This window comes from Candidatus Jettenia sp. AMX1 (assembly GCF_030263775.1).
In the GTDB taxonomy this organism is placed as follows: Bacteria; Planctomycetota; Brocadiia; order Brocadiales; family Brocadiaceae; genus Jettenia; species Jettenia caeni.
Window position 1 is genome coordinate 1 of the sequence record NZ_SZPP01000050.1, and the last position, 24413, is coordinate 24413.

Sequence of the window (24413 nt, forward strand, 5' to 3'; positions counted from 1 at the left end):
GGGGTATATTCTATCACATCCCGCATTCTTTATCTCTCCGAGAGTCCGCTTTTTTATAAAAAATTTTGATAATTACGACACAGTCTCGAAAGGGAGGGGGTTCCTCTGTAAGATTTGCTTCTCGAAATAACGAAGCGCCGGAAAAGTCTTTCTGCTGCTATTGAACATTTGTATAAATTTTCGCACTATTTTGATTAATTTTCTATGCTCGCCGCAGGATACGAATAATAGCGACCAACACGATACCTCCAATTACAGCCGCGATGATGTTTCCAATTATGCCAATAACGAGGAGACCAAACACGGCAAACAGCCATCCTCCAAGAATACCTCCCAATATCCCGATAATCAAGTCTCCCATGAGACCAAAACCTCTTCCCCGTATTATGAGTCCTGTGAGCCAGCCTGCAACAATACCGCTAATAATCCAAATGATAAGGTACATTATTGTTCCTCATTTTTTCCTCATGATAATTAATGTTATTTCAATCTTGCTTCTGCTACAGACCAGTTAATATTCTTGAAAAATGCCTCAAGATAATCGGCCCTCTTGAGACCGTAATCAAGCATAAAGGCATGTTCAAATACATCAAGGATCAAAAGAGGGTTGCATCCGGCAGGATGGGAAACATCATGTTCATTTATCCAGAAGTTGATAAGCCTTCCATTCGTGCTATCCTGATAGAGAACCGCCCATCCAATACCCCGCATTGCTCCTACCGCTCTGAAGTCTTTTTCCCATGTTGCATAATCACCGAAGTCCTCTGCCATTTTTTTTGCAAGCTTTCCCTCTTTATTAATACCGCTTTTTCCGCCGAGATTTTCAAAGTAATATTCATGCAATCGCATTCCATTGAATTCCCATCCAAGCCTTCTCTTTAACTCAGAAAACTCAGGGGTTGCTGTCTTTCCTTCTTTTAACATCTGATTAAGGGTATCAAGAACTTTATTCGTGTTTGTTACATATCCCTGGTAGAGTGTAAAATGATTTTTTAAAATAGTTTCGCTAAATCCTTCCATTCCAATAAGTTTTGAATAATCTTTTGCAGTATATGACATAGCTTTTTCCTCCTCTGTTATTTGTGCAAATAAAGGGTTATTAAAATTAAATAATGCAGATGCGCTGCCTATGCCTGCTAATGTTAAAAATTCACGTCTGTTCAGCATGATGATCTCCTTTATAGCGTTCTTAGAAAGACGACGAGATCCTCCTTTTCCTTATGTGTAAGTTTTGTTTCAAGAATTAAATTAAAGAATTCGACAGTATCTTCTAAAGTTAGTAGCCTTCCATCGTGCAGGTAGGGTGGTGAATCCTTAATGCCGCGTAACGGAAAGGTCTTGATAGGACCGTCAGCGCTTGCCATCTGTCCATTGACCATACGCTGTTTGTAAAAACGTTCCGTTTTAAGATTGTGCATGAGGTTGTCAGTGTAGTATGGCGGTTGATGACAAATGGAACAACTGGCTTTCCCGAAGAACAAACTTTGTCCGCGAAGTTCTGCTTCTGTTGCCTTTTTCGGGTCCAGCATGCCATAGATATTCAACTTGGGAGCCGGCGGGAAGTCCAATAGCTCCTGGAATTCCGCCATGAAATGCACCTGACTTCCCCGTTCAAGGATGTTAGCGCCTTTTTTTGTAGCAATGACCGGATCGCCATCAAAATAAGCTGCTCGCTGTTCGAATTCTGTGAAATCCTCAATGCTTTTTAAGGCACGTTGCGAACCAAAAAGCCGTTGAATATTCACTCCACGAAGGGATGGAGTATCAAGGCGGTGGCGAAACTCCTGTGGGCGAATATCGCCAACAAGATGGGTAGTGCCGTTGGTATGGCCGTTTACATGGCAATCAAAGCACGTAGTTCCACGGCTTGGCTGTTCTGATCGTCGGTCCTCCGTTTGGTTAAATTGCTGTTGTGGAAAAGGCGTTACCAGTAATCGTAATCCCTCAAGCTGTTTTGGATTCAATATTCCATTCAATAAATCATAATAATTAGCAATAGTTACTACCTTACCCTGAGAGACATCGCCTAAATCAGATCGTGTGGTTAAAAAGATAGGCGGTGGAAACTCCGGTAAAAAATGATCCGGCAAATCGAAATCCAGGTCAAAACGGGTAAGATCTCTTCCCTCTTGTTTCTTGATCTCATCAATATGGAATTTGGGAAAGACCATACCTCCCTCTGCATGATTTGGATGAGGGAACGGCATGAATCCTTTCGGAAAAAGGTCCTTCTCCTGAATTTCCTCCGGAGTCACAGCGGCTAGATTTTCCCACGTCATGTTTTTCGGAAGTTTAACCCGTACTCCTTGTTGAATAGGCTTCCCCCGAGACATAGCTACGTCTTTGGCTGGATTATTACTTAAATCGTAACGCTCATTCAGTAAATCCATATGTCGTTTCATTACCCCAGGCTTATCAGCCTTCATTCGGGTCATTATATCATCAAACGGCTCATTTACAGCTACCGGCAAGTAGCTGGTTTTTACCGCGTTCTTTTTTTGTGTACTTGTCTTTACACCTTTTTCTTCCCTCGTACCGGTTTTTACGGGTCTTTCTTCCTGAGCGCGCAGTAAATCTGCAGCCATGAGTATCGTAACAAATAATATTAGTAAAGAGCCTCCGTATAGGACTCTTCCTTGTCTCATTTTTATTTCCTTTCTTCCTTGAAGGGACTGGGAAAAGATTTTTCTGTCACATTTTTACACGAGCCTGCTACTTCATATATCCTTAGTTCTTTTGGTTTGAGTATCTGGTTGTATCTATCTCCTTTCCTGCATTACAATGCTTACTCTTTTGTTAATGCCTTCTCTTTTGACTGGATTCTTGCACTTCTGGTTTTATAATCCAGGGTAAAACCACAAGAGAAACGCTAACAATGACAACAAGGGTAACAATGATCCTTCTTGTGACCTTGTTTCCTGATAATCTGCGGTACAACACAAATATCATCTTCCAATGAAAAATGATATGAAGCGCCAGTAAACCTAAAAAGACGAAGGCAACAATAAGATGAATTGTTCCCCATGCATGGCGGTCCAATCCAAATAACAACAAATCTACTTTTCTGCCATAGACAACCGCAGCTTTCTTGCCAGGCAGTAAGATAAACTTTATAAGCATTCCAATCCCTACAATTGCCATCATACAAAGAAACATCAAGGTGTCAATTACAATATTCGCTTTTGGTTTATCCATCACGTACCCCGGTAATTCCTGTGCAAATGCTTATGTATAACGAATAAATAATTAAGATACTATGAGTATATTGGAACTGGGTAGGCTTCAATTGTATTAGCGTCTTCTCCAACCACTCCATAGGGGAAATCCCTTCTCATCACGAAGCTTTAATACTTCTTCTCCTTTTTTAACCTCAGCAGCAATAATTGCGGGTTTCCCTTCAAGGGTGATTTTTGAGCCGGTAATCTCAACCTTGTCCTTTGGCTCGATCTTTGTATCCTGATTTTCAATATACCATCCTGGTCCCAAATGGACGGAAATTTTTTCCTTGTCTGTTTTTACCATCAAATGCACACCATAGCCCATTCCCTTCATGGGAGTAATAGTATCTACGCTCACCACTTCTCCTGTGATAGTCTCAACGGTTTTTGGATCATACATCCTGCCATAGGGGGATCCTATTCCCCAGCCACCGCCGCCTCTCCATTGCATTTCTTGTTGAGCAAACGATTTGGTAGCGGAAAAAAAGCTAAAAATAGTTATCATGGCCATTAATATCACGATTTTTTTCATAGTATGCCCCTTTCTTTTGTTATTTTAGCCTACCCAAGTACCTATTCCGGGTGGAAAAAAACCAGCGTAAAGATAGTGTTCAGAATCGGACTATTTCACCGTTTTCTTTAATACTTTTATTTGTTCCGCAAGCAATTTGAGATGTTTTTTCTCCTCATTTGCCAAAAGTTCAAATGCAGCTTTGCCTGCAGTATGTCTGGTATTTCTTGCAGCTTCGCTGTAATAAAGAATAGAATCTTTCTCTGCCTGAATACCGATTTTCAGTGCATCGATATCTGTCTTTACTTCTTTCGCTAGCCTCTTTGCTTCATCTTTTTGGGTAAAGATACCTGTATCGATGAGATGTTTTAGATATAAGTCTACCGTATAACCTTCACAAACCTCTGCTGCAGTTACCGAAGAGGTTATTTCATGATAGGCCTTTTGAAAGTGTGCGAGATGATCCTTCTCGTCAGATGCCAGTTTTGAAAATATCTCCTTTACTTTGGTATCTTTGACGTTTTTTGCCAGTGTGGAATAAAATTCCAGACCTTCCTCCTCGATATTTATAGCGAGCTTTAATGCCTCTCCGTCGTTAAAATTTTCATATTTCATATCGTCTTATTCTCTCACATAGTTCTTACAAGATTTTTCTTAACAATAAAATTATAGAGATACTGAGACACAAAGAATATTAATTAGGCCTTTGGTGACTTTTCAATCGTAAAGACGTGTAGTGGTGTATTTGAATTTCCTATACATTAAAATAAGCCTCATTATTTACGGATATATACCTCTTACTGAAATTGCATCGGCAACCTTTTTTATAGCCAGGATCATGGCGGCGGTACGCAGGGTAAATCCCCTTTCATGAGAAACGTGAAGGACTTCTTCGTAAGCCTGGTTCAGAAGATTTTTCAGTCTGGTATTTATTTCCTTCTCACACCAGAAAAAACACTGTACATCCTGCACCCATTCGAAATACGAGACAATTACACCGCCTGCATTAGCCAGTATGTCAGGGATAACCGGTATTTTACGCTCGGCAAGTATATGATCCGCCTCTGGCGTTGTTGGTCCATTGGCTCCTTCAACAAGTATCTTGGCCTTTATTTTACCCGCGTTCTTTTTAGTAATTTGATTTCCCATCGCTGCGGGTATGAGCACGTCACAAGGTAATTCCAATAAGGTTTCATTTGTTATGCTTTCGGCATACGGAAAATGTTCAAAAGAGCCGTTTTCTTTGTAATATCTTATAAGGGCATGATGATCTAAACCCTTTGGATTATAGACGCTTCCCTTCGAACTGCTTACAGCAATAATCCTGCAGCCTGATTCATAGAGAAACTTCCCAACGGTCGACCCAACGTTTCCGTATCCCTGGATTGCTACGGTAAGTCCCTTTAACTCCATCTTCATATTTTTTATGACATTTTCGATAACAAAGGTAATGCCAAGTCCGGCTGCATCTTTCCGTCCTAAAGAACCACCTATATTGAGTGGTTTGCCCGTTACAATTCCCGGAGTACAATAACCGTTATTTATGCTGTAAGTATCCATCATCCACGCCATAATTTGTTCGTTGGTATTTATATCAGGGGCGGGGATATCTTTTTCTATACCGATAATAGGCATAATAGCATACGTATAACGCCGTGTAAGTCTTTCCAGTTCTGCCTTTGAAAGTGTTTTGGGATTACAGATAATGCCGCCTTTAGCACCCCCAAACGGCACTCCTACCAGGGAACACTTCCATGTCATCTCCATCGCCAGGGCTTGTAAGTCTTCAAGAGTAAGCTCCGGATGATATCTTACCCCTCCTTTATAGGGACCGCGTGATGCATTGTGTTGTACACGAAATCCATTGAAAACCCTCAGAGAGCCATTGTCCATCAGTATGGGCACAGAAACAGTTAATATACGATCGAAATTTCTGAGTAATTGATGAACGCTGTCGGGAAGCATCATTATTTCAGACACATGGTCGAGCTGTGCTAACGCTGTTTGCCAAGGGCCATTTACCATTCATTCCTCTTTTATGCAAAAGAAACAAATTACCAAAACTCCATGGGACGAAAGAAATAGTTTGTCCTGTCTATGAGTTTCCTGTGCCCGGAGTAACATAAAGGGCCTTAGAGAAGAGATCCTTTAGTCTTTAGGACAAGGAGCCAATTCATAAAAGTATGGGATAGTGTTGGGTTTTTAAGACTAAAGATTGTTCCCATAATGAATCAACGGGGAATTAGACCCTTGAAATCGGAGTAATCGGCAAACCATTTTTCTACCTGAGTATTTCCCAAATTATAGAGATTCATTAATGTTAGCGGTGGAAAATATATATTAATAGTGACCAGATCATCGGTATGGGTATTCGATATACGATGAATGGTTGCAGTATTTATGTAAGCCAACTCACCTTTGCGATACTTCCGGGTAAACGTAGGAGTAATCATACCGGTAGGTTGCTTTATGAAAAGCTCCTCTGTCATGGCGCCTTCCCGGACAATCGTGACGCCAATAGAGCCGCCATGATCATGTATCGGAGTAAACTGTTCTTTTTTAAAGCAGATAACGGCAATCTCGCATTTGCCGCTTACATGAACAACATTTCTTTTGTATCCCTGGCTTGAAAAACCGGTATATTCCTTAATCGGTAATTGCCTTCTATCTATTTCCAATAAACATGTTTTCAGGGTATCGGAAGATGGTTTATCTGGTAAAGATTCCAGACGGTCGATAAAATTTTTTAAAAGGGTATCCATATATATTAAAAGCTCTTTGGTAAATTGGGATAGATAATCGGCGACGCTTCATATGTAATTTGAACAGGTTCACCCGTTAATGCCTTCAGGAATTCAATAAGGTCATTAACCTCTTCAGGAGTCAGGCGTAAGGAGTGAATATGGTGACTCTTGTTTTCGCTCCTTCCCCCACCTACGTTGTAGAATTGTACCACCTCGAATAATGTCGGAAAAAATCCATCGTGCATATAAGGAGCTGTATCTGTGATATTCCGCAAGGTAGGCGTCTTAAATGCCCCTTTATCAGATTCGTTTTTTGTAATGTTATACCGCCCTAAATCTTCCTTAATCGGACCTTCTGCCGGTACACCAATATTGTGAAATTTATTGTCGGTAAAATTAGGTCCGTTATGGCATATAATACATTCTGCTTTGCCGTTAAACAGATTCATACCTCGTTTGGCTGATTCATTCATGGCAGTTGCATCGCCTTGCATATATTTATCAAAGGGAGAATTTGCATAGATTATTGTGCGTTCAAATGCTGCCAGCGCCTTGGCTATGCCATCAACAGTTACCCCGGTGCCAAATACCTCTTGAAATGCTTTGACATAATCAGGAAGCTTGCTGAGCTTTCTTACGGCACTATCCAGGGTTTCAAACATTTCATCAGGGTTTTGTACAGGGCCTATTGCCTGTGCTTCCAGGGTTGGGGCGCGTCCATCCCAAAATTGTAATTCATTGTAAGCACAATTAATAATTGTCGGAGAGTGCCGGCCGCCTTCCTTAGAGCCAGGCCCTCCTATGAATCTGGGCAATCCGTCTGCAAAGCCCAGAGCAGGATTATGGCACGTGGCACAACTAATCCAATTATTTCCGGAAAGGCGAGGGTCAAAAAAAAGTTTTTTCCCTAATTCAATCTTTGCCGGCGTTTGAGGATTATCAGCAGGTATTTTTGCCGGTGAAAGAGGTCCTATGGGTGGGAATTTCGCTATATCTTTAGCATGGGCTGCGTGCTTTTTAGCTGTTTCATCCTCCTCATCCTCTTCGCTGTTTGCCTGCTGATCATTTACAGGAAGTATTACAGGTGATAAATAATCTGCGGAGGAGAACCGCACTAGATCATCACCCTGTACCATTTGCATGATAAAGAACAAAGAAATAATACCTCCAGCAACACATCTCGCAATATTTACTACACTTACAACAGAATTCATAACAAAAAACCTCCAAGACATTGATAAGTTATTAATACCGTTCATGTTCTTTACTGCACCGAAAACCCACCGTCTACAAATAATACCTGTCCTGTAATATAATCGGATGCCCTTGAAGCCAGAAAAACTACAGCGCCAGAGAGATCTCCAGGCTGGCCGATGCGTTTCAAAGGTATCTTTGAAACTATCGCCTTCTTAACCTTTTCGTCCTCCAGCATAACCCTTGTCTTTTCAGTCTCCATGGAATATGGAGCTATGGAATTTACCTGAATGTTATACTTTGCCCACTCAACAGCAAGGGCCTTCGTTAATTGGATTACACCGCCTTTGCTGACACAATACGCCGATGATCCACTGGCACCAAACACCCCCAAGGCAGAACTCATATTGATGATCTTACCCTTCTGTCTCTCAACCATATGTTTTCCCACAACCTTTGAACACAAATAGGTACTGGTGAGATTAACTTCGATCTGCTTATACCATTCATCTTCAGAAAATTCGAGAAACGGACCGCCCATGAATGTACCAACATTGTTGACGAGAATATCAACAGTCTTAAATTCATGTAAAACCCTCTCGAGCATTTGTGCCACATCTCCCAACTTTGTAACATCGGCAACGATTGGGATGGATTTTACACCATTTTCCTGCACCTCCCTGGTGGTTGCCTCTAGATCTGATAATGTACGGCTTACCACGGCAACGTGTGCGCCTGATTCAGAAAGCGCCAATGCCATTGATTTACCAAGCCCTTTACCAGCGCCCGTCACAAGGGCAACTTTATCACGTAAACTAAACAATTCTATACACATAATAGACCCCTAATCCAAACGAGTCGGAAATGTAAATTGCAAAGTACAAAATACAATATGAATTTTAAAATGTACACTTTACCTCTAGCAATGATGCTTTTCTCAATGCGTTTATATTAGCAATAAAGAACCTTTCGTACGGTGGACTTGCTCCATATAATTTATCCTGCATTACTCACACAATATGAAAACATTGTCATCCCACTTTTTATGAGAAAGAGCAGAAGATGCGTCTTGACTTATTGTGTACGTTTCCAGTTTACTTTGCCCTGTCTTTTGCCTGGCAAGGACCTTGCTTAAATAGTAATTTACGTGGCGCGCTTCTGAATCATTTAACAGAAAAGGATCAAATGATCTCATTTTTTCTATCGTTTGTGCCCACTCCCCCTGGGTCATTTTAACGGTAAATATTCGCTCAAGGGTATGGCATTTATGGCACTTTTCCAGGATAATCCTCATTCCTACCTGTATATCCATCTTCATCTCGTCGATCCCTAGATTTTTTACTAAATAGCCTACTGCCTCCAGGGCTTCCCGATCATTCACAATCGTTGGATCCTTCATACGCATGCGTGATACATAACCCCTCCAATCGGCCTCTGTTTTGGCAGACGCATAAACCTTTTCTAAAGAATGGCACGTAGAGCATTTTTGCTGGACGATCCTCCGGCCAATATCTACATTGATCCATACAAGCCTTCCATCTTCCATAAGGGAAATATATTTACTCTTGATTGATGAGTATATATACAATCCTGCGTACAAGGGAATCTGCATGTATACAGCAATGAGGATAATCACACCATACATCGATAACCTGTTATAAAACTTCCTGAAAAACCTGTTTATACATATCTTCATTATTATTAAAGGGAAAATAATACTCCCAATATACGAATGAATCGTTGCCTTTGGCGGCAACATGCTAAATTCTCCAAGCTTCTTAAACATTATGGCGCCAATAAATAGATACAGAGCCAAAAAAATATATCCCGTGATACGATGCGCTATTCGGAAAAATCTTAGATATTTCGGAGGAGTAACCCTGCCAATCAAAAAGGAGATAAATACTGCATTGATAATACCAAGGCCAAGCAGACTAAATGCTAACAAGGAATTTGTAATCGGCTTAAACTCTAAAAAATTCATATCTGTCTACTCTCTCATATGATTTTGCTGCTTCACTCATAACTTCTTTGATATTCGAATGTTTTTCAGTAAGTAATCGGCTAAACCCTTCTTTCTTCTCCTTACTTTGAACGTCTACTTGCCTCAATAATATATCCCAAAAGGAGACCACTAGCAGCAGCGATACCTATGGCCAGCCACGGGTTGGTATGTACTCTTTTATCAATTTCTGTTGTCATTTCTTTTACTTTTTCTTCTCCCTTACCCACAGCATCTTCGAGAGTTTGTTTTGTTTTTTCCATCATTTCCTTACCCGTACCTATAATCTCTTTGAGGTTTGAGTATTTTTCACTGATCAATCGATTAATTTCATCTTTCTTTCCTGCTAATTCTCTATTCAGAAATTCAAGTGCTTCATCAATTTTTAATATACTTCCCGCATTTTCTTTCGTTTTGTTGTCCATAGTGCGGTTTCTTCTCCAATTTACCTTGTCTGTAAAATTTCATCTATCCTGCTTCCTTCTGGAGGTTACAGGCGCCTAACTAGCCCAAGGACTAAAGAAATGATAAAAAGTACGATAAAAATAAAGAAAAGTATCTTAGCAATACTAACAGATGCCACCGCTATATCGGTAAATCCAAAGAGTGCAGCGATGATCGATATGACAAAAAAGACTGCAGCCCAGTAAAGCATGGTAATATCTCCTTCGTATTTTCAAATGAGAATAAACAGTTTATTTTTTATCTTCAGAAGCCGTTTTCAAAATCTCCTGTATCAATTTATTTGCCTTTGAAAATTTCATCCAAACTCTCTGTGAAGTAAAATAAAGAAACACCCCTATGGGGACCAGAAAATAGAAAATACCGAGTGAAAAAAGAATTAACGCTTTTACTTCTTTACTCAAAGGAAAGTAATAAAGAAACGATACATGCAAAAACAGAAAACCACTGATCATTATAATGAAGCTCAAAATTAAGAGAAATATACCGATGTATATTAACCGTATAACTCTAATAGCCTTGATATAGTAAAGAACTGCTTTAATTTTTGTAAAACGTATGAATGTTTGTTTGTATTGCTTCAAAAGATCTGTCAAAATGTGCGCAATAAGGTTATAAAGCATCTTTTGGGCTTTCATAAATTTTTCTTTTGAAGCTATTGTAATAAACCTTTGATATCGAAATTTGTATCTAAAATCCTTTCCTTATAATTACTCACATCTATCTTCTTTTCCATGAGCTTTCCTATATCAAGGGCATTTTTGACATCGCCGAGAAAAATCGCACCTAAAATCTTTCCGCCTTTGATAAAGAGCTTTTTGTAAATATTTTTGACAGGGTCTTTTGCTTTAATATGTTCAACCGTTTTATCTTCTGTCAGGATATCGCCCATTGACGTGAGACTGATGCCGGCTACTTTTAGGGTTGTGGATGGTACTGTGCCCGTGTATATCTCATTATCACCAGCCATATTAATTCCGGCAATTACCCCTTGCCTTTGCGCTGCCGGCCAGATACCATATATTCTGCTTTTATGCTCTGCTACGTCTCCAGCCGCATATATATGAGAAATATTGGTTTCCATGCGATCATTCACAAGAATTCCTTTATCTACGGAGATACCTGTAGTCTTTGCAAGTCCAATATTGGGTTTAATACCGGCAGAGACTACGATAAAATCGCCCTCAACCGTTTTTCCGTTGTTTAATTCCAGTATTTTTGTACGGCCATCGTCTTTTATTGATTGAGACTTGGCGCTGAGGAGGAATTTCAGTCCTCTTTCTTCCATTTGCTTTTGTAAAATTGCAGCGCCCTCGGCATCCAATTGCCTGGGAAGTAGCCGATCAAAGATTTCAACTATCGTTACCGAAAGTCCTAATTTGCTGAGACTGTTTCCTGCTTCAAGACCAAGCAAACCCCCGCCGATGAGTGTGACTGTTTTTGATCCTGCTGCACGTCTTGTAATAGTCGTTACATCTTCAATAGTTCGTAAAGTGAAAACCCCTTTGGTAGTGTTAATTCCTTCAACGGGTGGCAAATTACTGCTGCTACCGGTAGCGAATAAGAGTTTGTTATAGGTAACATGTGATGTATCTTTGAGGGTTATCGTTTGGTTTTTGTGATCAACATTCTTTACCGTACAGTTAAGATACAATTGGATTTTGTTTTTCCAATACCATTCAGTCTTGTATACATAAATTTCCTCAAGGGTAACTTCCTTAGCGAGGAGCATGGGGAGCATGATTCTTGAGTAGAAAGGAAAATATTCATTCGTAAAAATCTTTATTTCTGCCGTAGAATCTCGTTTACGAATATTCTTTGCTGCTTCTGTTCCGGCTACACCATTACCGATAATAATATATTCCATACTCACGTGAGCACCGCCTGGTATTTACCATAAATTTTGATAAAGTAATTACGTTTATTAACCTCATCGCCCAAAATTAATACCTATCGATTCAGCGGCTTTTACTAAGCCTTCTTCTGTAGGCACTTTTTTTTGACCTTTGATCACCTCACTCAAGGAAACAGATTCGATCTTTTGCCCTTTCAGACAAACCATTTCGCCCAATTGTTTGTTGGCAATGAGATCAACAACTGCCACACCGAAGCGTGTCGAGAGGATACGATCAAAGGCATTTGGAGTACCGCCCCTTTGCAGATGTCCAAGAACAGTAACGCGCACCTCCATTTCAGTACACTTGGCAATTTCAGCGCCAACTTTATTCGCAATTCCACCCAGACGTTCGGCGCTGCCACCCTTCTCTGCGCTTCCCATGACGGATAATTCTCCACCTATTGGTTTTGCCCCCTCAGAAACAACCACAATACTTGATTTACTGCCGCTCTTTTTACGGTCATTAATTTTTTTGCACACCTTTACAATATCAAACGGAATTTCAGGAATAAGAATTACATCTGCGCCACCGCCAACCCCTGTTTCTAAAGCTATCCAGCCTACGTAACGCCCCATTACTTCCACTACCATGATCCGGTGATGGCTTTCTGCTGTGGTATGCAGCCTGTCCAGCGCGTCAGTTGCTGTTTGCACTGCGGTATTGAATCCAAAGGTAACATCGGTTGCAAGGATATCATTGTCGATAGTCTTTGGGACGCCGACAATGGGACAGCCCATCTTGAATAACTCGTAAGCAATCTTAAGAGAACCGTCGCCTCCGATAACGACTAAGGCCGCCAGGCCAAGAAACTCAATGTTTTTGATTATCTCTTTAGAAACATCTCTTACCTCAACCTTGATATTGTTTGTAATCCTATATTCAAAGGGGTTTGCTCTATTCGATGTACCGAGGATTGTTCCGCCTATCGGAAGAATGCCGCGAACCTCCCGAGGTGTTAAAACCCGTGTCTTATTAGGTAAGACAAGACCATCAAAACCATCTTCAATTCCAATTACTTCATAGTTATATTTCAATGATGCCGATTTAGCTACAGCGCGAATAACAGCATTCAATCCCGGGCAATCCCCCCCGCCTGTCAATATACCAATTTTCTTCATGACAATAGGCACTCCTTTTCTTAGAATTTACTAAAAGGTAACCACTTCCTTATTCCCCTCCCTTATCGGTATGAGATAAAGAAGTGGTTACAAACTAAAAAGATTTTGTATATTGATCGCCCGGCTTTCGTAGAAAGTATAAAACAAAAATCGCACATCATGGCCTTTTCTGGGGGGCTAGCTTCCTGACATACCTGGCCAAAGACTGTATTTCTTCTTCTTTCAATTTATCACTCCATCGAGGCATTTTGTTCTTACCGTTGATAATGGAATTTAATATCTCTTCATCTTTTCTTGAAGCCTGCCAATTGGCATCAGAAAGATTGGGGGCTTTCAATGCTTGTCCCCTTTTCGTTCCTTTACCGTCACTGCCATGACAAGTAACGCAGTGATATTCAAATAAATCCTTTGCATTCATTTGTCCATTTTTCTGTCCATAAGCTGATGGAAAACTGTTAAACAAGCATATCACAGCAAAAATGGATATTGTGTAAATGAATGCGTTTCTTCTGTTACTCATTTATAGAACATTCCTCCGTAAAAATGAAGCAGATTTTACATATTCTGGTATTACTTTTTCCCAAAACCCCGAACAATGGGTACCAATGCCTTAATTTCTTCCTGACTTAATTTTTCTTTAAAGGGAAACATTTTTTCAGGTGTGCCATCGTTAATTTGCTTGATAATTTTTTCATCACTTATTTGTGCTTGCCATTCAGGGCTTGTAAAATCACGCGCTTCCAGGCCTAGTCCGAGATCTGTCGGTTTGCCATCTTCGCCATGACAGGTTTTGCAATGTGTCATGTAAAGTTCTTTCGCATTGATATCAGCCGCTGTTGAAATAGAGTTTCCTGAAAAATAAACAACTGAACCAAGAATAATTGCATACGATACTGCTACAAAAGCTCCTTTTTTATCCATGTTTTTTCTCCACGTTTATTTAGTTTGATAAAAATACCTAATCGAATAACTATTCATTAATACAGGATGCTTCTTTTCAAAATGTTGTAAGACAAGATTCATTCCTCATACGTAACAACGCGAATTATGCCCATAGTACCTCCATTTGTATTTGTCGTGCTATCACAAACAGAAATTACCCTTTTTATGGTATTGGTTTGTAAAAAATCATTCACCTCCTTATCCAGAGCAATAAGCTCATTATGAACATGAAACATTCTTAAGGGCGAAGTAAAAGTCTTTACTTTTGTCATAAACGTCTCCTTAGAAAGTTTTTAATTAAGCACCTGCATAGGAATTTTATTCTGCAGGGCGACCCTTTAGGGTTGCTATCCTGGCGCATATATTCTGCCGAGGAAGCAAGGCTAAAGCCTTGCCCTACATTTTAATGCAAGATAAAAGTTGCCGAAGGTCTCATGTAAACTTTACTTTGTTATCTGGAGCAGTGCGTAGATACAGTCTTAATAGCTTTTACAGGACAAATAAGAATGCACCGTTCGCACAGGTTGCATTTCTGTTGGACGATTTCTGCCTTTTCTCTGCTCATTATGATAGCTGTCGCAGAACATACCTGCAGACACTCCTCGCAGCCAACGCAATCTATTTTATCTACTACAAGTGTCATTATTATTTACATGCCTTTCCGGGACAGAAATCTCCCTTTATGAATGATGAAGCATGCAAAGATAGTCCAGATTATTCTGCCTTAACTTCGATCTTTCTTGGTTTTACATGTTCTGCTTTGGGCAGGACAAGGGATAAAACGCCATCGGACATCTTTGCCTCAATCTTATCCCTGTTAATTGCATCTGAAATAACAAAGTGACGATGATAATGCCCGATATTATATTCATTATAAATTACCTTCTCATTGGCATATGCCTCTTGGGAAACAGCGCCATTGACGATTAATTCATTGTCACGCATATCAACAGTTATATTCTCAGGGCTTACTCCTGGCATATCTATCAATACCGTGAAATTATCAGCGGTTTCGTAAATATCCGCTAAAGGAAAATACCAACTTCCCTTTCCAGTCACAACACATTTATCGGGTGAAATTTTCTTTTTTTCAACGACTGGATGTTCTTTCTTTTCCATAATAAAATTCTCCTTTTTCGCTAAACTCTTTTAATCTCGATCTGTTTTGGCTTTGCTTCGGCAGATTTAGGAAGTTTTACCGTTAAAACACCGTTCTTATAAGAGGCGGCAACCTTTTCTATATCGACCCTTTCGGGCAGCATGATAGAGCGGGCAAATGTTCCGTAATCCCTCTCTCTCCGCAGATAGTTGATTTTTTGAGTTTCCGTAGCTGGTTTTCGTTCTCCCTTAATAGTTAATACCTCATCTACTACCTGAATATTTAAATCGGCGGTTTTCACTCCGGGGAGTTCTGCACGGACGATAATATTCCCCTCATTTATGGATACAATAATTTGTGGAAATTCCGCACTTATATAATTTTCTGTTTGATGCGCAGAACTTAAAAAGTCCAATAAATCGCTCATCTCATGTTGTATATGAGTAAGGCTACTTAAAGGATTCTTTTTATCCCAATTTATTAAATTCACCTTTTACCCCCTTTCCGGTAATAAAAAATTAAGAAATCATTTTTTCTGGACGTATCTAAGAATTTAGACAAATTGTTCTATGCTTCTGGATTCAATTTTGCTTTTAGTTCTCCCAAAATTTTTTATTATGGTATACATAACTTACATTTGTCTTGTAATTACGGTACTTTAGAGAAATTAATCTAAAAAATAATTTTTGATAGATTCAAAAGTTATTAGGAATACTATCATTCTCTCTGAGTTATAAGCAATACAAATGCCAATAAATTAAAACTATATCAACGGTCTCAATTAACAGCAACTTCCAGGATAATTACAGAAAAACAGAGAACTCCGGGCGGTCCGTATCTGTTCTTAATTATTATAGTGCTCGGCTTAAAAAAACCTCTCAAATGTCAGCTATACGGTATATTGATTAGTCTTTACCATCGAAATACTCGTAGAGATGCGAGATTTTGGAGACGCAAGATGTTGCGTCTCTCCTTTACCTAATCCCGGAGGGATGTCATGATTATAGCAAAAAGAGAAAAAAAATTTGAACCCCGAAGGGGTGACATAGGATACCTGCGCTGAGATGCTACCCTTTCGAGATTGAATTACAGCACAATTCGCATAAAGTTATTGATAGTTCAGTTTTATATCTCGTATTTACCAGGGAGGATTAATTTGCATTGCTTTCCGGAAATATTAAGCCTTAACGAACCTTTTACCCGAGAGTTGTTTTATCAATTTTTTTATCTCCAGGATCATTAAAGTGCTAGAGACAACAGAGGTAGGGAGTCCGGTGATTTGTATAATTTCTTCAATATCTTTTGGATTGCTGGAAAGGAGTGAAAATATCTTCTTTTCCTGGGAGTTAAGCGACAGGCTTCGGGGATCGTTTGTTTCTGATTCATCGCAACGATCCAGAAATTCTGCAACGGGTCCTAATTCCTGAATAATATCTGTAATGTCCTCTACAAGCTTGGCGCCCTCTTTGATCAGTTTATGGGTACCCCTGCTGTAAACGTTATCAATATTGCCTGGAATGGCAAAGACCTCTTTTCCCTGCTCAAGCGCCCACTGCGCGGTTATCAGAGAGCCGCTGTTTAATGATGATTCAACCACAAGTACGCCCAGCGATAAACCGCTAATTAATCTGTTTCTTGGTGGGAAGTTACGAAAATCGGGGGGTGTATTCATAGGAAATTCGGATACAAGGGCGCCATGTTGGACAATATGTTCTGCCAGTTCAATATTTTCCCGGGGATACATTATTCCTAAGCCGGAACCAAGTACGGCAATAGTACGTCCGTTGGAATCGATAGCGCCCCGGTGTGCAGCAGCATCGATTCCCCGCGCCATACCGCTTACAATACAAAATCCTTTTTGGACAAGTAACCGGCTAAAACGCTCTGCCTGCGATAAGCCGTAATAAGTACAACGCCGTGCGCCTACAACAGCCAAAGCTAAGATATCGGTTTCGAGAATATTCCCTTTAACGTAGAGGACAAGCGGCGGGTCGTAGATGGCTTTGAGGTGTTTCGGGTATTGATCGCTGGTATACGGTAATATCTGAACATTCCTTTCTTTCGCCAAATTAATTTCAGGTTCAATATCAATATTTCTGGCCGTTTCAATTATGGCAGTGGCAAGTTTCGGCCCTATGCCATGTACTGCCTCCAGTTCTTCTCTGGAAGCGTTAAGAATTGCCTCTGAAGAACCGAATCGTTCTAAAAGGGTCTTGTATGTTCTTATACCAATTCCCTTGGTCATGTTCAGCCGTAAGAGGGCTTCAAATTCTGTCAACGCTTAACCTCTCGAGGGATGTTCAGAATTATAGAGAATTCGTGATTACACAAAATTACTCGTTAATACGCGGGACAAAATTTCTTCGGTTACCTGATCTGATATAATAACTTCACCGATTCCCGTAGGAAGGACGAAGCGGAGTTTTCCGCTCATAGCCTTTTTATCGAGATACAGTGTTTGTATGATATCCTTTGGTTTTAATCCTGTAGAGAGCGGCAATCCCAGCCTTTTAACTAAGGAAAGCTGTCGTTCAAATACGGTATTGCCTGTCAATCCCATTTCAACTGCAATCCTGGCGGCGTAAAGCATGCCGATAGCGACTGCTTCACCATGCCTGTATTTTTTATAATGAGTAAGCGCTTCAATGGCATGGCCAATAGTATGTCCATAGTTCAATATGGCGCGAACGTGTTTTTCTTTCTCATCTTCTGCTACAATATCTGCCTTAATTTGGCAGGATGTGGCAATAATCTTCAGAAGGGCTTTTTGGTCTAATTGCAGGATATCATATAAGGATTTCTCTATATACTCAAAAAGCTCTGCGTCTTTAATAACCCCATATTTAATAACTTCCACAAGTCCTGTTACAAGCTCTATAGCCGGTAGCGTTGAAAGTGTTTCTGTATCAATAAAGACAGCTATTGGCTGGTAGAAGCTTCCTATCATGTTTTTCCCCTTGCAATGGTTTACCGCTACCTTCCCCCCAATACTGCTATCAACTTGCGCAAGAAGTGAAGTTGGTATCTGAATGAACGGGATGCCCCTCATAAAGGTTGCAGCAACGAAACCACTCATATCTCCTACCACGCCGCCGCCTAAAGCAACGATAAGAGAACTTCTGTCGAGCTTATGATCAAAACACGCCTCATAGAGAATCATTGCTGTTTCAAGGGACTTCTGGTCTTCCCCCGGCGTTAGGGTGAAAGATTTAACATGGAAACCATGCTGCACAAGGCTTTCGGTTACGATGTGGCTGTAAATCCTATCGATATTCTTGTCAGTAATGAGAAGGGTCTTGCATGGTTGTTTCTCTTTGACAAGAATGCTCCCAATTCCTTTGAGGATGCCCTTGTCTATAAAGATGTTATAACTGTTAGCGGATAGATTTACGCGTATGGTTTTCATGAAATTTGCTAGTAATTTTCAGATTCCTGCTACGATTTTTAAAGTAAAAATAAATGATAAAAAATAATAAAACATTTACGAGAGATTTCATAGGGAAATTTGGGTGGATACAAACAAAACACCTGGATTACCTTGTAAATACTGACTTAGGAGACGATTTATAACTTTCCTGTGTAAGCTCATGTCGTACTTATGCCGTACCTTTTTTAAAGACCTATCACTTTGCTAGTATTCTTATCTGCATTCAAGACATGCTCTGTTAATGCCTGAATAGCTCTTTGCCTGCTATCTAAACCACTATGAGAATACTTCTGGAGCATACTTAGACTTGCATGGCCTGTCATGCCTTGCACCACCACAGCACCAACACCTAATTCAGATTGAAGTATACTAGAAAAGGTATGTCTCAAATTATGGAAGGTGAAGTTATGAATGCCCATACCCTTGAACAGATTGCTAAAGTATGCGCTATAGCCTGAAATTATAGTTCTGGTTATATCTGCATCCTCAAATACCCTTCCATCATTGCTCATAGCCATGTACTGTGTTAGCTCATCTATAAGGTATCCTGAAAGTGGTATGGTAATAACTTTACCTGTCTTACTCTGGGTAATGTGTATTATGCCCTTGCTGAAATCTATATCATTCCATTTCAGGCTTAACACTTCGTTCAGTCTTGCACCAGTAAAGAGACCTATTAGTATCATAAGCTTGTCTTTGCCCTGTGGCATGCTAAGAATGGTAGCTATCTCATTGCTGGATAGGACACGGTCTTTTACCTGTGACACCTTTAGACGTTTAACATTCTGGCATGGATTCTTGTCTATTATGCCTGCCTGGATTGCAGTATTCAGCACATGCGTGAGAATGGCAGTATCAATATTAATGACAGAGTCCTTCACCCGGTCTTGCTCTTTCCTCTTTCTGCATCTGACTTATTCCGTATGTCCTTGAAGGTGAGAGATTGCCATTCCTTTATTATCGTCAAAAAACTCAATACACCAAGTCCCGCATGTCTTATATTGACCATTTGACCTCTTTGGCCGATCACCTGGACAATAGCTCTTACCTGGCCTACCATTGCAAGGAATAGGCTTGCACTCCTGAAAATACTTACGATACCTTACTGCCATAGATTGTATCACCGTCCTTTCTGGAAACACAAAGAGGCAACAAACACCTTGTAGGGCGGTATAAGATGCTGATGCCTCTTTTGACCTGAGTTTCCTCAGGCATATTCTTATATGCGTCCGTCCACGCCGTTTATTTTTAACATACGTACTTATCACGAAAAAAGCATAATTGCAAGGATTATTGATTTATTCTCACCTATCTTTATCTTTTGCTATGTATTTGTATGTAGTGTATAATATTGGTGTATATGAATGAGAAACAAAAGAATAATCTTGCTAAATTCTTTTATGATATCGCTAAAATTGATTTTGCTGCTTTAGTGGTAGCTCAATTGGCGAATCCTTCTCATTTAAAATATTGGATATTAATTGTTGGAATAATAGCTACTATAGTTCCCCTTTTCGTTGGCTTTATCTTGGATAAAGAGGAGAATAAAAAATGACAGGTCTTGGAATTATCTATATCATAGTAATTGCATCTTGCCTTATCTTTCTTGCATGGTATAAATACACTCAGAGGCATTCAAAGAAGCCATCTTAATTACATTGACCAATACATCCCGAAGCATACTAGCCATGATAACTCAAAGCATACATAGCACAGGAAGAAATCGTTACAATCCATTGAATAGACTCCTTGTTTTTAGTTCAGGTTCAAAGTTTGTGTACAATATTTCTGTAGTTCCTGGCTTCTCTTCTCCTGCATCTGACTTGTGGCTGCCTTTGAAACTCTCATACTCATACCTTTGCCAGCCTTTGTATAGCTCGTCATATAAGCCATTCTGATAGTGTGTGACCATTACATGCCCTTTTACTGCGTTAAGCAGTTTGCAAGGTCTCTATGGTCATCCTGTGAGAAGTTTTCCTTGCCGTAAAACCCTTCTGCATTCAAATATGGTGGATCACAGAAGAAAAGCGTATCTTTGGAATCATACCTTTGAATACATTCCCGATAATCAAGACATTCAATCGTTACCCCCTGCAATCTCCTGGCTACATCATGAAAGGTATCGATACTATTCCGGTTACGGAAGATAATGCAAAGCCACCTGATTGCATATCACCACCAAAGCATGAGCGGTTAAGGTAATACCATTCAGCCGCTCTTTGAATATCGGTAACACGTTTTTCATATTTCGTAGCAAATTCCCCACTATTTTTCCCCACCTCTCATATCTTTTCTTGCTGTACCTACCGTTTTATGGTCAACACCAAATTCTTTTGCAATCTGCCTGTCGGATAACTCAGGGCATTCCTTTAGCCGTGATTCAATCATTCGATACTTCCGGCCTTTTCCTCTCCCCCTTTACCTAATATGCCAACTGTTGCCGTGTCTCTACCGCGCATCTTATCCCGTATCTCTTCCCATAGAGACCTTGAGTAAGGCATATATTTAAGAGCATCAATAAGTTTTTCCCGTTTCTCTGGATGCTGGAGAACACGGAAGAAGTTAATCAGGTGTCCGTCAATATCGTTTAAGACTTCTACCCGACTAGGTATCTTACTGAATAGGACATGTCCAGCACCGCCAAAGACCTCACAATAGAGTGTGTGCTGTGGTATATGCTGGACTAGCCAATCTTTTAAGAAATGCTTCCCACCTATGCGATTGATTGGACTCTTAAGACTTATGCTCATATACTCTATGTGTAAAACCATTACCCAAAGCATTCTGATTAGTTTTAGATGCCAAAAGCCTATCATCTGTCGATGACTTCTTGAAGTTTTTTGAATTACCAGTACCCTTCAATTTTGGGTTACGTCCTAATCTATACGGATGCAGATAGCACGGACTATCCTCAAAGAGTAACTTTCCTGTACAGTTCTTTACCTCTTGTTGTTCAGTTTGCATAAATCACTATCACATTTAAAACCCCTTTTCATTCCTATGCACCTTTTACATTCCAGTTTAATGGCTTTTGTTGGTGTCATTAAACACCCCCTCTAGTCGCAATCTTTAATGACTCCATATGCTTAATTAAGTCAGACTTCTTAAACCTCACTAACTTGCCAAGCTTGTAGAAAGGGACAGTCCTACGCATTGTCCAACTGTAGATGGTATCAACCGAGACACCAAGTAACGCCGCTGCCTGTGTGAAGTTAAGAAATTCGCTATCCTCATTCTTTACTATCTGCATCTTATATTCTCCTATGTGTAAGTGCTTTGGTAAGTGGTGAGTTTTTGATTATCTCTAGTGTGTGAAAAACATACAGTGGGTTTTTGTCTAGTCTTTAACCATATTGCTTTCTGAGAAAGTGGAACAAAAGTCCTTCAACCGTCCTGGCTGCTAGTTCCCGATTATCAGCAAGGAAAACGTGAATGTCATACTTTGCGCTTAAGGCTTGAAGCGTACCCATTACCGATTGTGGAGTTATTTGCGATCTCCATTTACCCCTGGATAGCGTTTGCATAGAAGCTTCAATAACAAGCCCTGCATACTCAAACACCTGCATTCTCTGTATCTCCCGCATAAATCTATCACGGTCATTCCCAAGCGATCCTAAGAGATCTGAAAGTGACTTCCGCTCAATCGTTATCCGATCCTCAAAGCGATCAAGCGAATAGTCACCCGTGTGGAGTGTCGCAACCCGCACCTTAGCTTCTGGAAATGTTAACGGCTTCTGTTCCCGTGTATCCTGCACTATGGTCATGTCAGATTTCTTCATAGTTTATGTCGTTATCCCTTTTCTGCGTATCTTTGATATAGCCTCAAGGTATTTAGGAGAGAACGTCACCCCTTTCTTTGTTGGTATGTAGGCACCGCTTTCACCTAGAAAGTAAATCCGCATATCGATGTACCTACGTCCTTTGTATTCCTTTTCTGCAATGACGATTTTCTCCGTTTCATTCTTAATAACTTCTCCTAATGTCTTTCCGTTATCCATTGGCTCCTCTTTTCTTTCTTTATTTAATTGCCGTTAAAGTAATCGGGGTGTGTATACTTTTCGATTAAATCGCACCTGCCTAACTCTTTCAATGTGGCGCATATGGATTGGCCGCCAGGCTTCCAGTAATGGTATTTAGCAGGACTGTTATACGGAATAACCAGAACACCAAAATTAGTAATATAAGGCTTTACCTGGTCAGGTTCGCAATTTTCATCCATGATGGCCATTCGCTCGGCTAATTCGTAGCTTATCTGCGGTTCGATCTTGCCGGCCCCGATTAGCTTTTGTGCTGATTGCTCAGGTAGTTTGATAACCTGGCCTTCTTTAAACTCAACTACCTTTTCACCTGTTTTTGCCTTGAAGGGCTTCAAAACTCTATAGGTCATTAGCATTCTCCACAATTTCAAATTCATTTAGAGTTATAATTTCTTCATTAGTACCATTATTCTTTTGGGTGGTATCGGCAGCTATTTTTTCACCTTTGCTATTGTCCAGAACAGTTAGACAATTGTCCGTATTGCCTGGACAATAGGTTTTGCGGCGTAAAAAACTGCCTTCCCGCCAGGATATTTTTTCTCCTCAAAATAGCCAAGTGAAGACCTTTTTTTTAAGAGTTTTACAACCCTTTCTTTACTCTTTATCCCTAATGATTCCTTGACTAGAGCGTGTTATGCACTTTGTAGGTAAAATTGTTATAATTTGGGTATGGAAACCAATCAAAACAAAAGAAAACCATATCCAAGTGATGTTACTGATGCTGAATGGGCATTTGTCGCCCCCTACCTGGCCCTGATGAAAGAGGATGCTCCCCAAAGAGATCATTCTCTGAGAGAAGTCTTTAATGGTTTAAGATGGATGGTGAGAGGGGGAGCCGCCTGGAGGATGATCCCTCATGATCTTCCTCCCTGGTATACGATCTACCAGCAAGCTATGAGATGGATAAGAGCCGGGGTCTTTGAGGCCATTGTTCATGATCTTCGAGAGATCTTGCGGCTGGCAGAAGGAAGGAAAAAGGAGCCTTCCAGAGCGATTATCGATAGCCAGACTATTCAGTCTACACCGGAGAGTGGGGGAAGAGCCGGATATGATGGACACAAGAAGAAAAAAGGAAGCAAGATCCATATGGCTGTTGATACTCTCGGGCATCTTCTGGCGCTGCATGTAACTCCTGCCAATGAGCAGGAACGAGCCCAGGTGAAGAGGCTATGCCAAGAGATTCAGGAAGTAACAGGAGAATCCGTTGAGTTAACCTTTGTAGATCAAGGCTACACAGGTGATCAGGCAAAAGATGATGCAAAAGAGCATGGAATAGAGCTTCAAGTGGTGAAGCTCCCTCAGGCAAACTGGAATGTGTCAATAAAAATTAGACACTTTTTAAGGAATTTAGACTCTAATCGTAACTATTCAGGTACTTTTTGATATAGGCCATAAAAAAATGATCAAATTCGTTATTTTTTGCTGGATTTAGTAGCGTTATTCACTTAAGGTTTACGTATGAAAGCTTTAACACCAGAAGAAGCGCTGGAAATATATCATGCTGGCCCGGAAGCAGTTGTAAGAGCCCTCTGTGAATTAAGCGCTGCTGTTGTGGAACTAAGCGCTACCATTGAGCATTTGAAGCATCGAGTCAAAGAACTCGAGAACCAGTTAGCCCAAAATAGCAGCAATAGTAATAAACCACCGAGCAGTGATGTTTTCAAGAAATACAAGGATTTGCAATCAAAGAGCAAACGAAAACCGGGAGGCCAGAAGGGGCATCCAGGTCAAACACTCCAGATAGTTGAAAATCCTGACTAT

General features: G+C 40.3%; 35 protein-coding genes and 1 pseudogene. 3 read left to right on the top strand and 33 right to left on the bottom strand.

Going from position 1 to position 24413, the window contains the following annotated elements:
- Window positions 1-202: 202 nt before the first annotated feature.
- The 25 genes from FBQ94_RS14245 to FBQ94_RS14365 form a co-directional block, all read right to left on the bottom strand.
- Entirely contained in the window at window positions 203-445 is a 243-nt protein-coding gene (locus FBQ94_RS14245; protein WP_007220426.1) for a GlsB/YeaQ/YmgE family stress response membrane protein, read from the bottom strand.
- 35 nt (window positions 446-480) lie between these two features.
- Window positions 481-1059 (bottom strand): superoxide dismutase, encoded by a 579-nt coding sequence (locus FBQ94_RS14250; RefSeq protein ID WP_040543431.1) that lies wholly within the window; start codon window positions 1057-1059, stop codon window positions 481-483.
- A gap of 119 nt (window positions 1060-1178) precedes the next feature.
- Window positions 1179-2645: a hypothetical protein gene (locus FBQ94_RS14255; protein WP_007220424.1), complete on the bottom strand. Its 1467-nt coding sequence runs from the start codon at window positions 2643-2645 to the stop codon at window positions 1179-1181.
- Between the two features lie 151 nt (window positions 2646-2796).
- Entirely contained in the window at window positions 2797-3195 is a 399-nt protein-coding gene (locus FBQ94_RS14260) for a DUF4405 domain-containing protein (protein ID WP_007220423.1), read from the bottom strand.
- Between the two features lie 96 nt (window positions 3196-3291).
- Window positions 3292-3750 carry a MamS/MamX family magnetosome protein gene (locus FBQ94_RS14265; RefSeq protein WP_007220422.1) on the bottom strand — a complete coding sequence of 153 codons (459 nt, stop codon included), beginning with the start codon at window positions 3748-3750 and terminating at the stop codon, window positions 3292-3294.
- Window positions 3751-3840: 90 nt separating this feature from the next.
- Window positions 3841-4344: a ferritin-like domain-containing protein gene (locus tag FBQ94_RS14270; protein WP_007220421.1), complete on the bottom strand. Its 504-nt coding sequence runs from the start codon at window positions 4342-4344 to the stop codon at window positions 3841-3843.
- 165 nt (window positions 4345-4509) lie between these two features.
- Window positions 4510-5754, bottom strand: a complete 1245-nt coding sequence (locus FBQ94_RS14275) for a Glu/Leu/Phe/Val family dehydrogenase (protein ID WP_007220420.1) — start codon at window positions 5752-5754, stop codon at window positions 4510-4512.
- 206 nt (window positions 5755-5960) lie between these two features.
- Window positions 5961-6491, bottom strand: coding sequence for a cysteine dioxygenase (locus tag FBQ94_RS14280; RefSeq protein WP_007220419.1), 531 nt, complete (start codon window positions 6489-6491; stop codon window positions 5961-5963).
- Window positions 6492-6496: 5 nt separating this feature from the next.
- Window positions 6497-7687 (bottom strand): cytochrome-c peroxidase, encoded by a 1191-nt coding sequence (locus FBQ94_RS14285; RefSeq protein WP_007220418.1) that lies wholly within the window; start codon window positions 7685-7687, stop codon window positions 6497-6499.
- Between the two features lie 50 nt (window positions 7688-7737).
- Window positions 7738-8502: an SDR family NAD(P)-dependent oxidoreductase gene (locus FBQ94_RS14290; protein ID WP_007220417.1), complete on the bottom strand. Its 765-nt coding sequence runs from the start codon at window positions 8500-8502 to the stop codon at window positions 7738-7740.
- A 171-nt stretch (window positions 8503-8673) separates the two neighbouring features.
- Window positions 8674-9651 carry a hypothetical protein gene (locus FBQ94_RS14295; RefSeq protein WP_007220416.1) on the bottom strand — a complete coding sequence of 326 codons (978 nt, stop codon included), beginning with the start codon at window positions 9649-9651 and terminating at the stop codon, window positions 8674-8676.
- 101 nt (window positions 9652-9752) lie between these two features.
- Window positions 9753-10094, bottom strand: coding sequence for an ElaB/YgaM/YqjD family protein (locus FBQ94_RS14300; protein ID WP_007220415.1), 342 nt, complete (start codon window positions 10092-10094; stop codon window positions 9753-9755).
- Between the two features lie 65 nt (window positions 10095-10159).
- Window positions 10160-10324: a DUF1328 domain-containing protein gene (locus FBQ94_RS14305; RefSeq protein WP_040543220.1), complete on the bottom strand. Its 165-nt coding sequence runs from the start codon at window positions 10322-10324 to the stop codon at window positions 10160-10162.
- Window positions 10325-10786: 462 nt separating this feature from the next.
- Window positions 10787-11998: an NAD(P)/FAD-dependent oxidoreductase gene (locus tag FBQ94_RS14310; RefSeq protein WP_040543218.1), complete on the bottom strand. Its 1212-nt coding sequence runs from the start codon at window positions 11996-11998 to the stop codon at window positions 10787-10789.
- A 63-nt stretch (window positions 11999-12061) separates the two neighbouring features.
- Window positions 12062-13147: a 6-phosphofructokinase gene (locus tag FBQ94_RS14315; protein WP_007220412.1), complete on the bottom strand. Its 1086-nt coding sequence runs from the start codon at window positions 13145-13147 to the stop codon at window positions 12062-12064.
- Window positions 13148-13304: 157 nt separating this feature from the next.
- Window positions 13305-13667, bottom strand: coding sequence for a c-type cytochrome (locus FBQ94_RS14320; protein ID WP_040543216.1), 363 nt, complete (start codon window positions 13665-13667; stop codon window positions 13305-13307).
- Window positions 13668-13717: 50 nt separating this feature from the next.
- Window positions 13718-14068 (bottom strand): c-type cytochrome, encoded by a 351-nt coding sequence (locus tag FBQ94_RS14325; protein WP_007220410.1) that lies wholly within the window; start codon window positions 14066-14068, stop codon window positions 13718-13720.
- Between the two features lie 98 nt (window positions 14069-14166).
- The gene (locus FBQ94_RS14330) at window positions 14167-14361 is read right to left on the bottom strand and encodes a hypothetical protein (RefSeq protein ID WP_007220409.1); all 195 of its coding nucleotides are present in this window, start codon (window positions 14359-14361) and stop codon (window positions 14167-14169) included.
- 179 nt (window positions 14362-14540) lie between these two features.
- Entirely contained in the window at window positions 14541-14732 is a 192-nt protein-coding gene (locus FBQ94_RS14335) for a ferredoxin family protein (RefSeq protein ID WP_083849149.1), read from the bottom strand.
- 71 nt (window positions 14733-14803) lie between these two features.
- Entirely contained in the window at window positions 14804-15208 is a 405-nt protein-coding gene (locus tag FBQ94_RS14340) for an Hsp20/alpha crystallin family protein (protein ID WP_007220408.1), read from the bottom strand.
- A 20-nt stretch (window positions 15209-15228) separates the two neighbouring features.
- Window positions 15229-15678, bottom strand: a complete 450-nt coding sequence (locus tag FBQ94_RS14345) for an Hsp20/alpha crystallin family protein (protein WP_007220407.1) — start codon at window positions 15676-15678, stop codon at window positions 15229-15231.
- A gap of 687 nt (window positions 15679-16365) precedes the next feature.
- A complete protein-coding gene (gene dprA, locus FBQ94_RS14350; protein WP_007220406.1) occupies window positions 16366-17466 on the bottom strand; it encodes a DNA-processing protein DprA in 1101 nt (366 codons plus the stop codon).
- Between the two features lie 45 nt (window positions 17467-17511).
- Window positions 17512-18594, bottom strand: a complete 1083-nt coding sequence (gene aroB / locus FBQ94_RS14355) for a 3-dehydroquinate synthase (RefSeq protein ID WP_040543214.1) — start codon at window positions 18592-18594, stop codon at window positions 17512-17514.
- 206 nt (window positions 18595-18800) lie between these two features.
- The gene (locus FBQ94_RS14360) at window positions 18801-19496 is read right to left on the bottom strand and encodes a tyrosine-type recombinase/integrase (protein ID WP_007220403.1); all 696 of its coding nucleotides are present in this window, start codon (window positions 19494-19496) and stop codon (window positions 18801-18803) included.
- Window positions 19493-19624, bottom strand: coding sequence for a hypothetical protein (locus FBQ94_RS14365; RefSeq protein ID WP_285442208.1), 132 nt, complete (start codon window positions 19622-19624; stop codon window positions 19493-19495). The genes FBQ94_RS14360 and FBQ94_RS14365 overlap by 4 nt, the downstream gene beginning before the upstream one ends.
- A 351-nt stretch (window positions 19625-19975) precedes the next feature.
- On the opposite strand from FBQ94_RS14365, the gene FBQ94_RS14370 reads away from it, so the two are divergent.
- Window positions 19976-20170, top strand: a complete 195-nt coding sequence (locus FBQ94_RS14370; RefSeq protein WP_007220402.1) for a DUF6722 family protein — start codon at window positions 19976-19978, stop codon at window positions 20168-20170.
- A 368-nt stretch (window positions 20171-20538) separates the two neighbouring features.
- Here the strand turns inward: FBQ94_RS14370 and FBQ94_RS17545 are convergent, their stop codons facing one another.
- From FBQ94_RS17545 to FBQ94_RS14400, 8 genes are all read right to left on the bottom strand, one after another.
- Entirely contained in the window at window positions 20539-20712 is a 174-nt protein-coding gene (locus FBQ94_RS17545) for a DNA adenine methylase (RefSeq protein ID WP_007220401.1), read from the bottom strand.
- 8 nt (window positions 20713-20720) lie between these two features.
- Complete coding sequence (locus tag FBQ94_RS14375; protein ID WP_007220400.1) at window positions 20721-20894, bottom strand: hypothetical protein; 174 nt, start codon at window positions 20892-20894, stop codon at window positions 20721-20723.
- On the bottom strand, window positions 20881-21003 hold the full coding sequence (locus FBQ94_RS14380; protein ID WP_285442209.1) for a hypothetical protein: 123 nt from the start codon (window positions 21001-21003) through the stop codon (window positions 20881-20883). Before FBQ94_RS14380 ends, FBQ94_RS14375 begins: the two co-directional genes overlap by 14 nt.
- The gene (locus tag FBQ94_RS14385) at window positions 21000-21386 is read right to left on the bottom strand and encodes a DNA adenine methylase (protein ID WP_007220399.1); all 387 of its coding nucleotides are present in this window, start codon (window positions 21384-21386) and stop codon (window positions 21000-21002) included. The genes FBQ94_RS14380 and FBQ94_RS14385 overlap by 4 nt, the downstream gene beginning before the upstream one ends.
- Before the next feature lie 272 nt (window positions 21387-21658).
- The gene (locus FBQ94_RS17550) at window positions 21659-21865 is read right to left on the bottom strand and encodes a helix-turn-helix domain-containing protein (RefSeq protein ID WP_040543207.1); all 207 of its coding nucleotides are present in this window, start codon (window positions 21863-21865) and stop codon (window positions 21659-21661) included.
- Window positions 21866-21959: 94 nt separating this feature from the next.
- Window positions 21960-22394: an ERCC4 domain-containing protein gene (locus tag FBQ94_RS14390; protein WP_051006127.1), complete on the bottom strand. Its 435-nt coding sequence runs from the start codon at window positions 22392-22394 to the stop codon at window positions 21960-21962.
- A 3-nt stretch (window positions 22395-22397) separates the two neighbouring features.
- A complete protein-coding gene (locus tag FBQ94_RS14395; RefSeq protein ID WP_007220397.1) occupies window positions 22398-22613 on the bottom strand; it encodes a transcriptional coactivator p15/PC4 family protein in 216 nt (71 codons plus the stop codon).
- Between the two features lie 23 nt (window positions 22614-22636).
- Complete coding sequence (locus FBQ94_RS14400) at window positions 22637-23002, bottom strand: hypothetical protein (protein WP_007220396.1); 366 nt, start codon at window positions 23000-23002, stop codon at window positions 22637-22639.
- 319 nt (window positions 23003-23321) lie between these two features.
- Here FBQ94_RS14400 and FBQ94_RS14405 point away from each other — a divergent pair.
- Both FBQ94_RS14405 and FBQ94_RS14410 read left to right on the top strand, forming a co-directional pair.
- Window positions 23322-23957: pseudogene (locus FBQ94_RS14405) on the top strand (IS5 family transposase); the annotation flags it as partial.
- Between the two features lie 153 nt (window positions 23958-24110).
- A partial coding sequence (locus tag FBQ94_RS14410) for a DUF6444 domain-containing protein (RefSeq protein WP_285442210.1) occupies window positions 24111-24413 on the top strand: 303 nt, incomplete at its 3' end.

Bases quoted from the DNA above. Each gene is read 5' to 3' on its own strand.
- FBQ94_RS14245 (WP_007220426.1), bottom strand. From the start codon at position 445: ATGTACCTTATCATTTGGATTATTAGCGGTATTGTTGCAGGCTGGCTC.
- FBQ94_RS14250 (WP_040543431.1), bottom strand. From the start codon at position 1,059: ATGTCATATACTGCAAAAGATTATTCAAAACTTATTGGAATGGAAGGA.
- FBQ94_RS14255 (WP_007220424.1), bottom strand. From the start codon at position 2,645: ATGAGACAAGGAAGAGTCCTATACGGAGGCTCTTTACTAATATTATTT.
- FBQ94_RS14260 (WP_007220423.1), bottom strand. From the start codon at position 3,195: ATGGATAAACCAAAAGCGAATATTGTAATTGACACCTTGATGTTTCTT.
- FBQ94_RS14265 (WP_007220422.1), bottom strand. From the start codon at position 3,750: ATGAAAAAAATCGTGATATTAATGGCCATGATAACTATTTTTAGCTTT.
- FBQ94_RS14270 (WP_007220421.1), bottom strand. From the start codon at position 4,344: ATGAAATATGAAAATTTTAACGACGGAGAGGCATTAAAGCTCGCTATA.
- FBQ94_RS14275 (WP_007220420.1), bottom strand. From the start codon at position 5,754: ATGGTAAATGGCCCTTGGCAAACAGCGTTAGCACAGCTCGACCATGTG.
- FBQ94_RS14280 (WP_007220419.1), bottom strand. From the start codon at position 6,491: ATGGATACCCTTTTAAAAAATTTTATCGACCGTCTGGAATCTTTACCA.
- FBQ94_RS14285 (WP_007220418.1), bottom strand. From the start codon at position 7,687: ATGAATTCTGTTGTAAGTGTAGTAAATATTGCGAGATGTGTTGCTGGA.
- FBQ94_RS14290 (WP_007220417.1), bottom strand. From the start codon at position 8,502: ATGTGTATAGAATTGTTTAGTTTACGTGATAAAGTTGCCCTTGTGACG.
- FBQ94_RS14295 (WP_007220416.1), bottom strand. From the start codon at position 9,651: ATGAATTTTTTAGAGTTTAAGCCGATTACAAATTCCTTGTTAGCATTT.
- FBQ94_RS14300 (WP_007220415.1), bottom strand. From the start codon at position 10,094: ATGGACAACAAAACGAAAGAAAATGCGGGAAGTATATTAAAAATTGAT.
- FBQ94_RS14305 (WP_040543220.1), bottom strand. From the start codon at position 10,324: ATGCTTTACTGGGCTGCAGTCTTTTTTGTCATATCGATCATCGCTGCA.
- FBQ94_RS14310 (WP_040543218.1), bottom strand. From the start codon at position 11,998: ATGGAATATATTATTATCGGTAATGGTGTAGCCGGAACAGAAGCAGCA.
- FBQ94_RS14315 (WP_007220412.1), bottom strand. From the start codon at position 13,147: ATGAAGAAAATTGGTATATTGACAGGCGGGGGGGATTGCCCGGGATTG.
- FBQ94_RS14320 (WP_040543216.1), bottom strand. From the start codon at position 13,667: ATGAGTAACAGAAGAAACGCATTCATTTACACAATATCCATTTTTGCT.
- FBQ94_RS14325 (WP_007220410.1), bottom strand. From the start codon at position 14,068: ATGGATAAAAAAGGAGCTTTTGTAGCAGTATCGTATGCAATTATTCTT.
- FBQ94_RS14330 (WP_007220409.1), bottom strand. From the start codon at position 14,361: ATGACAAAAGTAAAGACTTTTACTTCGCCCTTAAGAATGTTTCATGTT.
- FBQ94_RS14335 (WP_083849149.1), bottom strand. From the start codon at position 14,732: ATGACACTTGTAGTAGATAAAATAGATTGCGTTGGCTGCGAGGAGTGT.
- FBQ94_RS14340 (WP_007220408.1), bottom strand. From the start codon at position 15,208: ATGGAAAAGAAAGAACATCCAGTCGTTGAAAAAAAGAAAATTTCACCC.
- aroB (WP_040543214.1), bottom strand. From the start codon at position 18,594: ATGAAAACCATACGCGTAAATCTATCCGCTAACAGTTATAACATCTTT.
- FBQ94_RS14365 (WP_285442208.1), bottom strand. From the start codon at position 19,624: ATGGTCAATATAAGACATGCGGGACTTGGTGTATTGAGTTTTTTGACG.
- FBQ94_RS14370 (WP_007220402.1), top strand. From the start codon at position 19,976: ATGAATGAGAAACAAAAGAATAATCTTGCTAAATTCTTTTATGATATC.
- FBQ94_RS14380 (WP_285442209.1), bottom strand. From the start codon at position 21,003: ATGATTGAATCACGGCTAAAGGAATGCCCTGAGTTATCCGACAGGCAG.
- FBQ94_RS14385 (WP_007220399.1), bottom strand. From the start codon at position 21,386: ATGGTTTTACACATAGAGTATATGAGCATAAGTCTTAAGAGTCCAATC.
- FBQ94_RS17550 (WP_040543207.1), bottom strand. From the start codon at position 21,865: ATGCAGATAGTAAAGAATGAGGATAGCGAATTTCTTAACTTCACACAG.
- FBQ94_RS14390 (WP_051006127.1), bottom strand. From the start codon at position 22,394: ATGAAGAAATCTGACATGACCATAGTGCAGGATACACGGGAACAGAAG.
- FBQ94_RS14395 (WP_007220397.1), bottom strand. From the start codon at position 22,613: ATGGATAACGGAAAGACATTAGGAGAAGTTATTAAGAATGAAACGGAG.
- FBQ94_RS14400 (WP_007220396.1), bottom strand. From the start codon at position 23,002: ATGACCTATAGAGTTTTGAAGCCCTTCAAGGCAAAAACAGGTGAAAAG.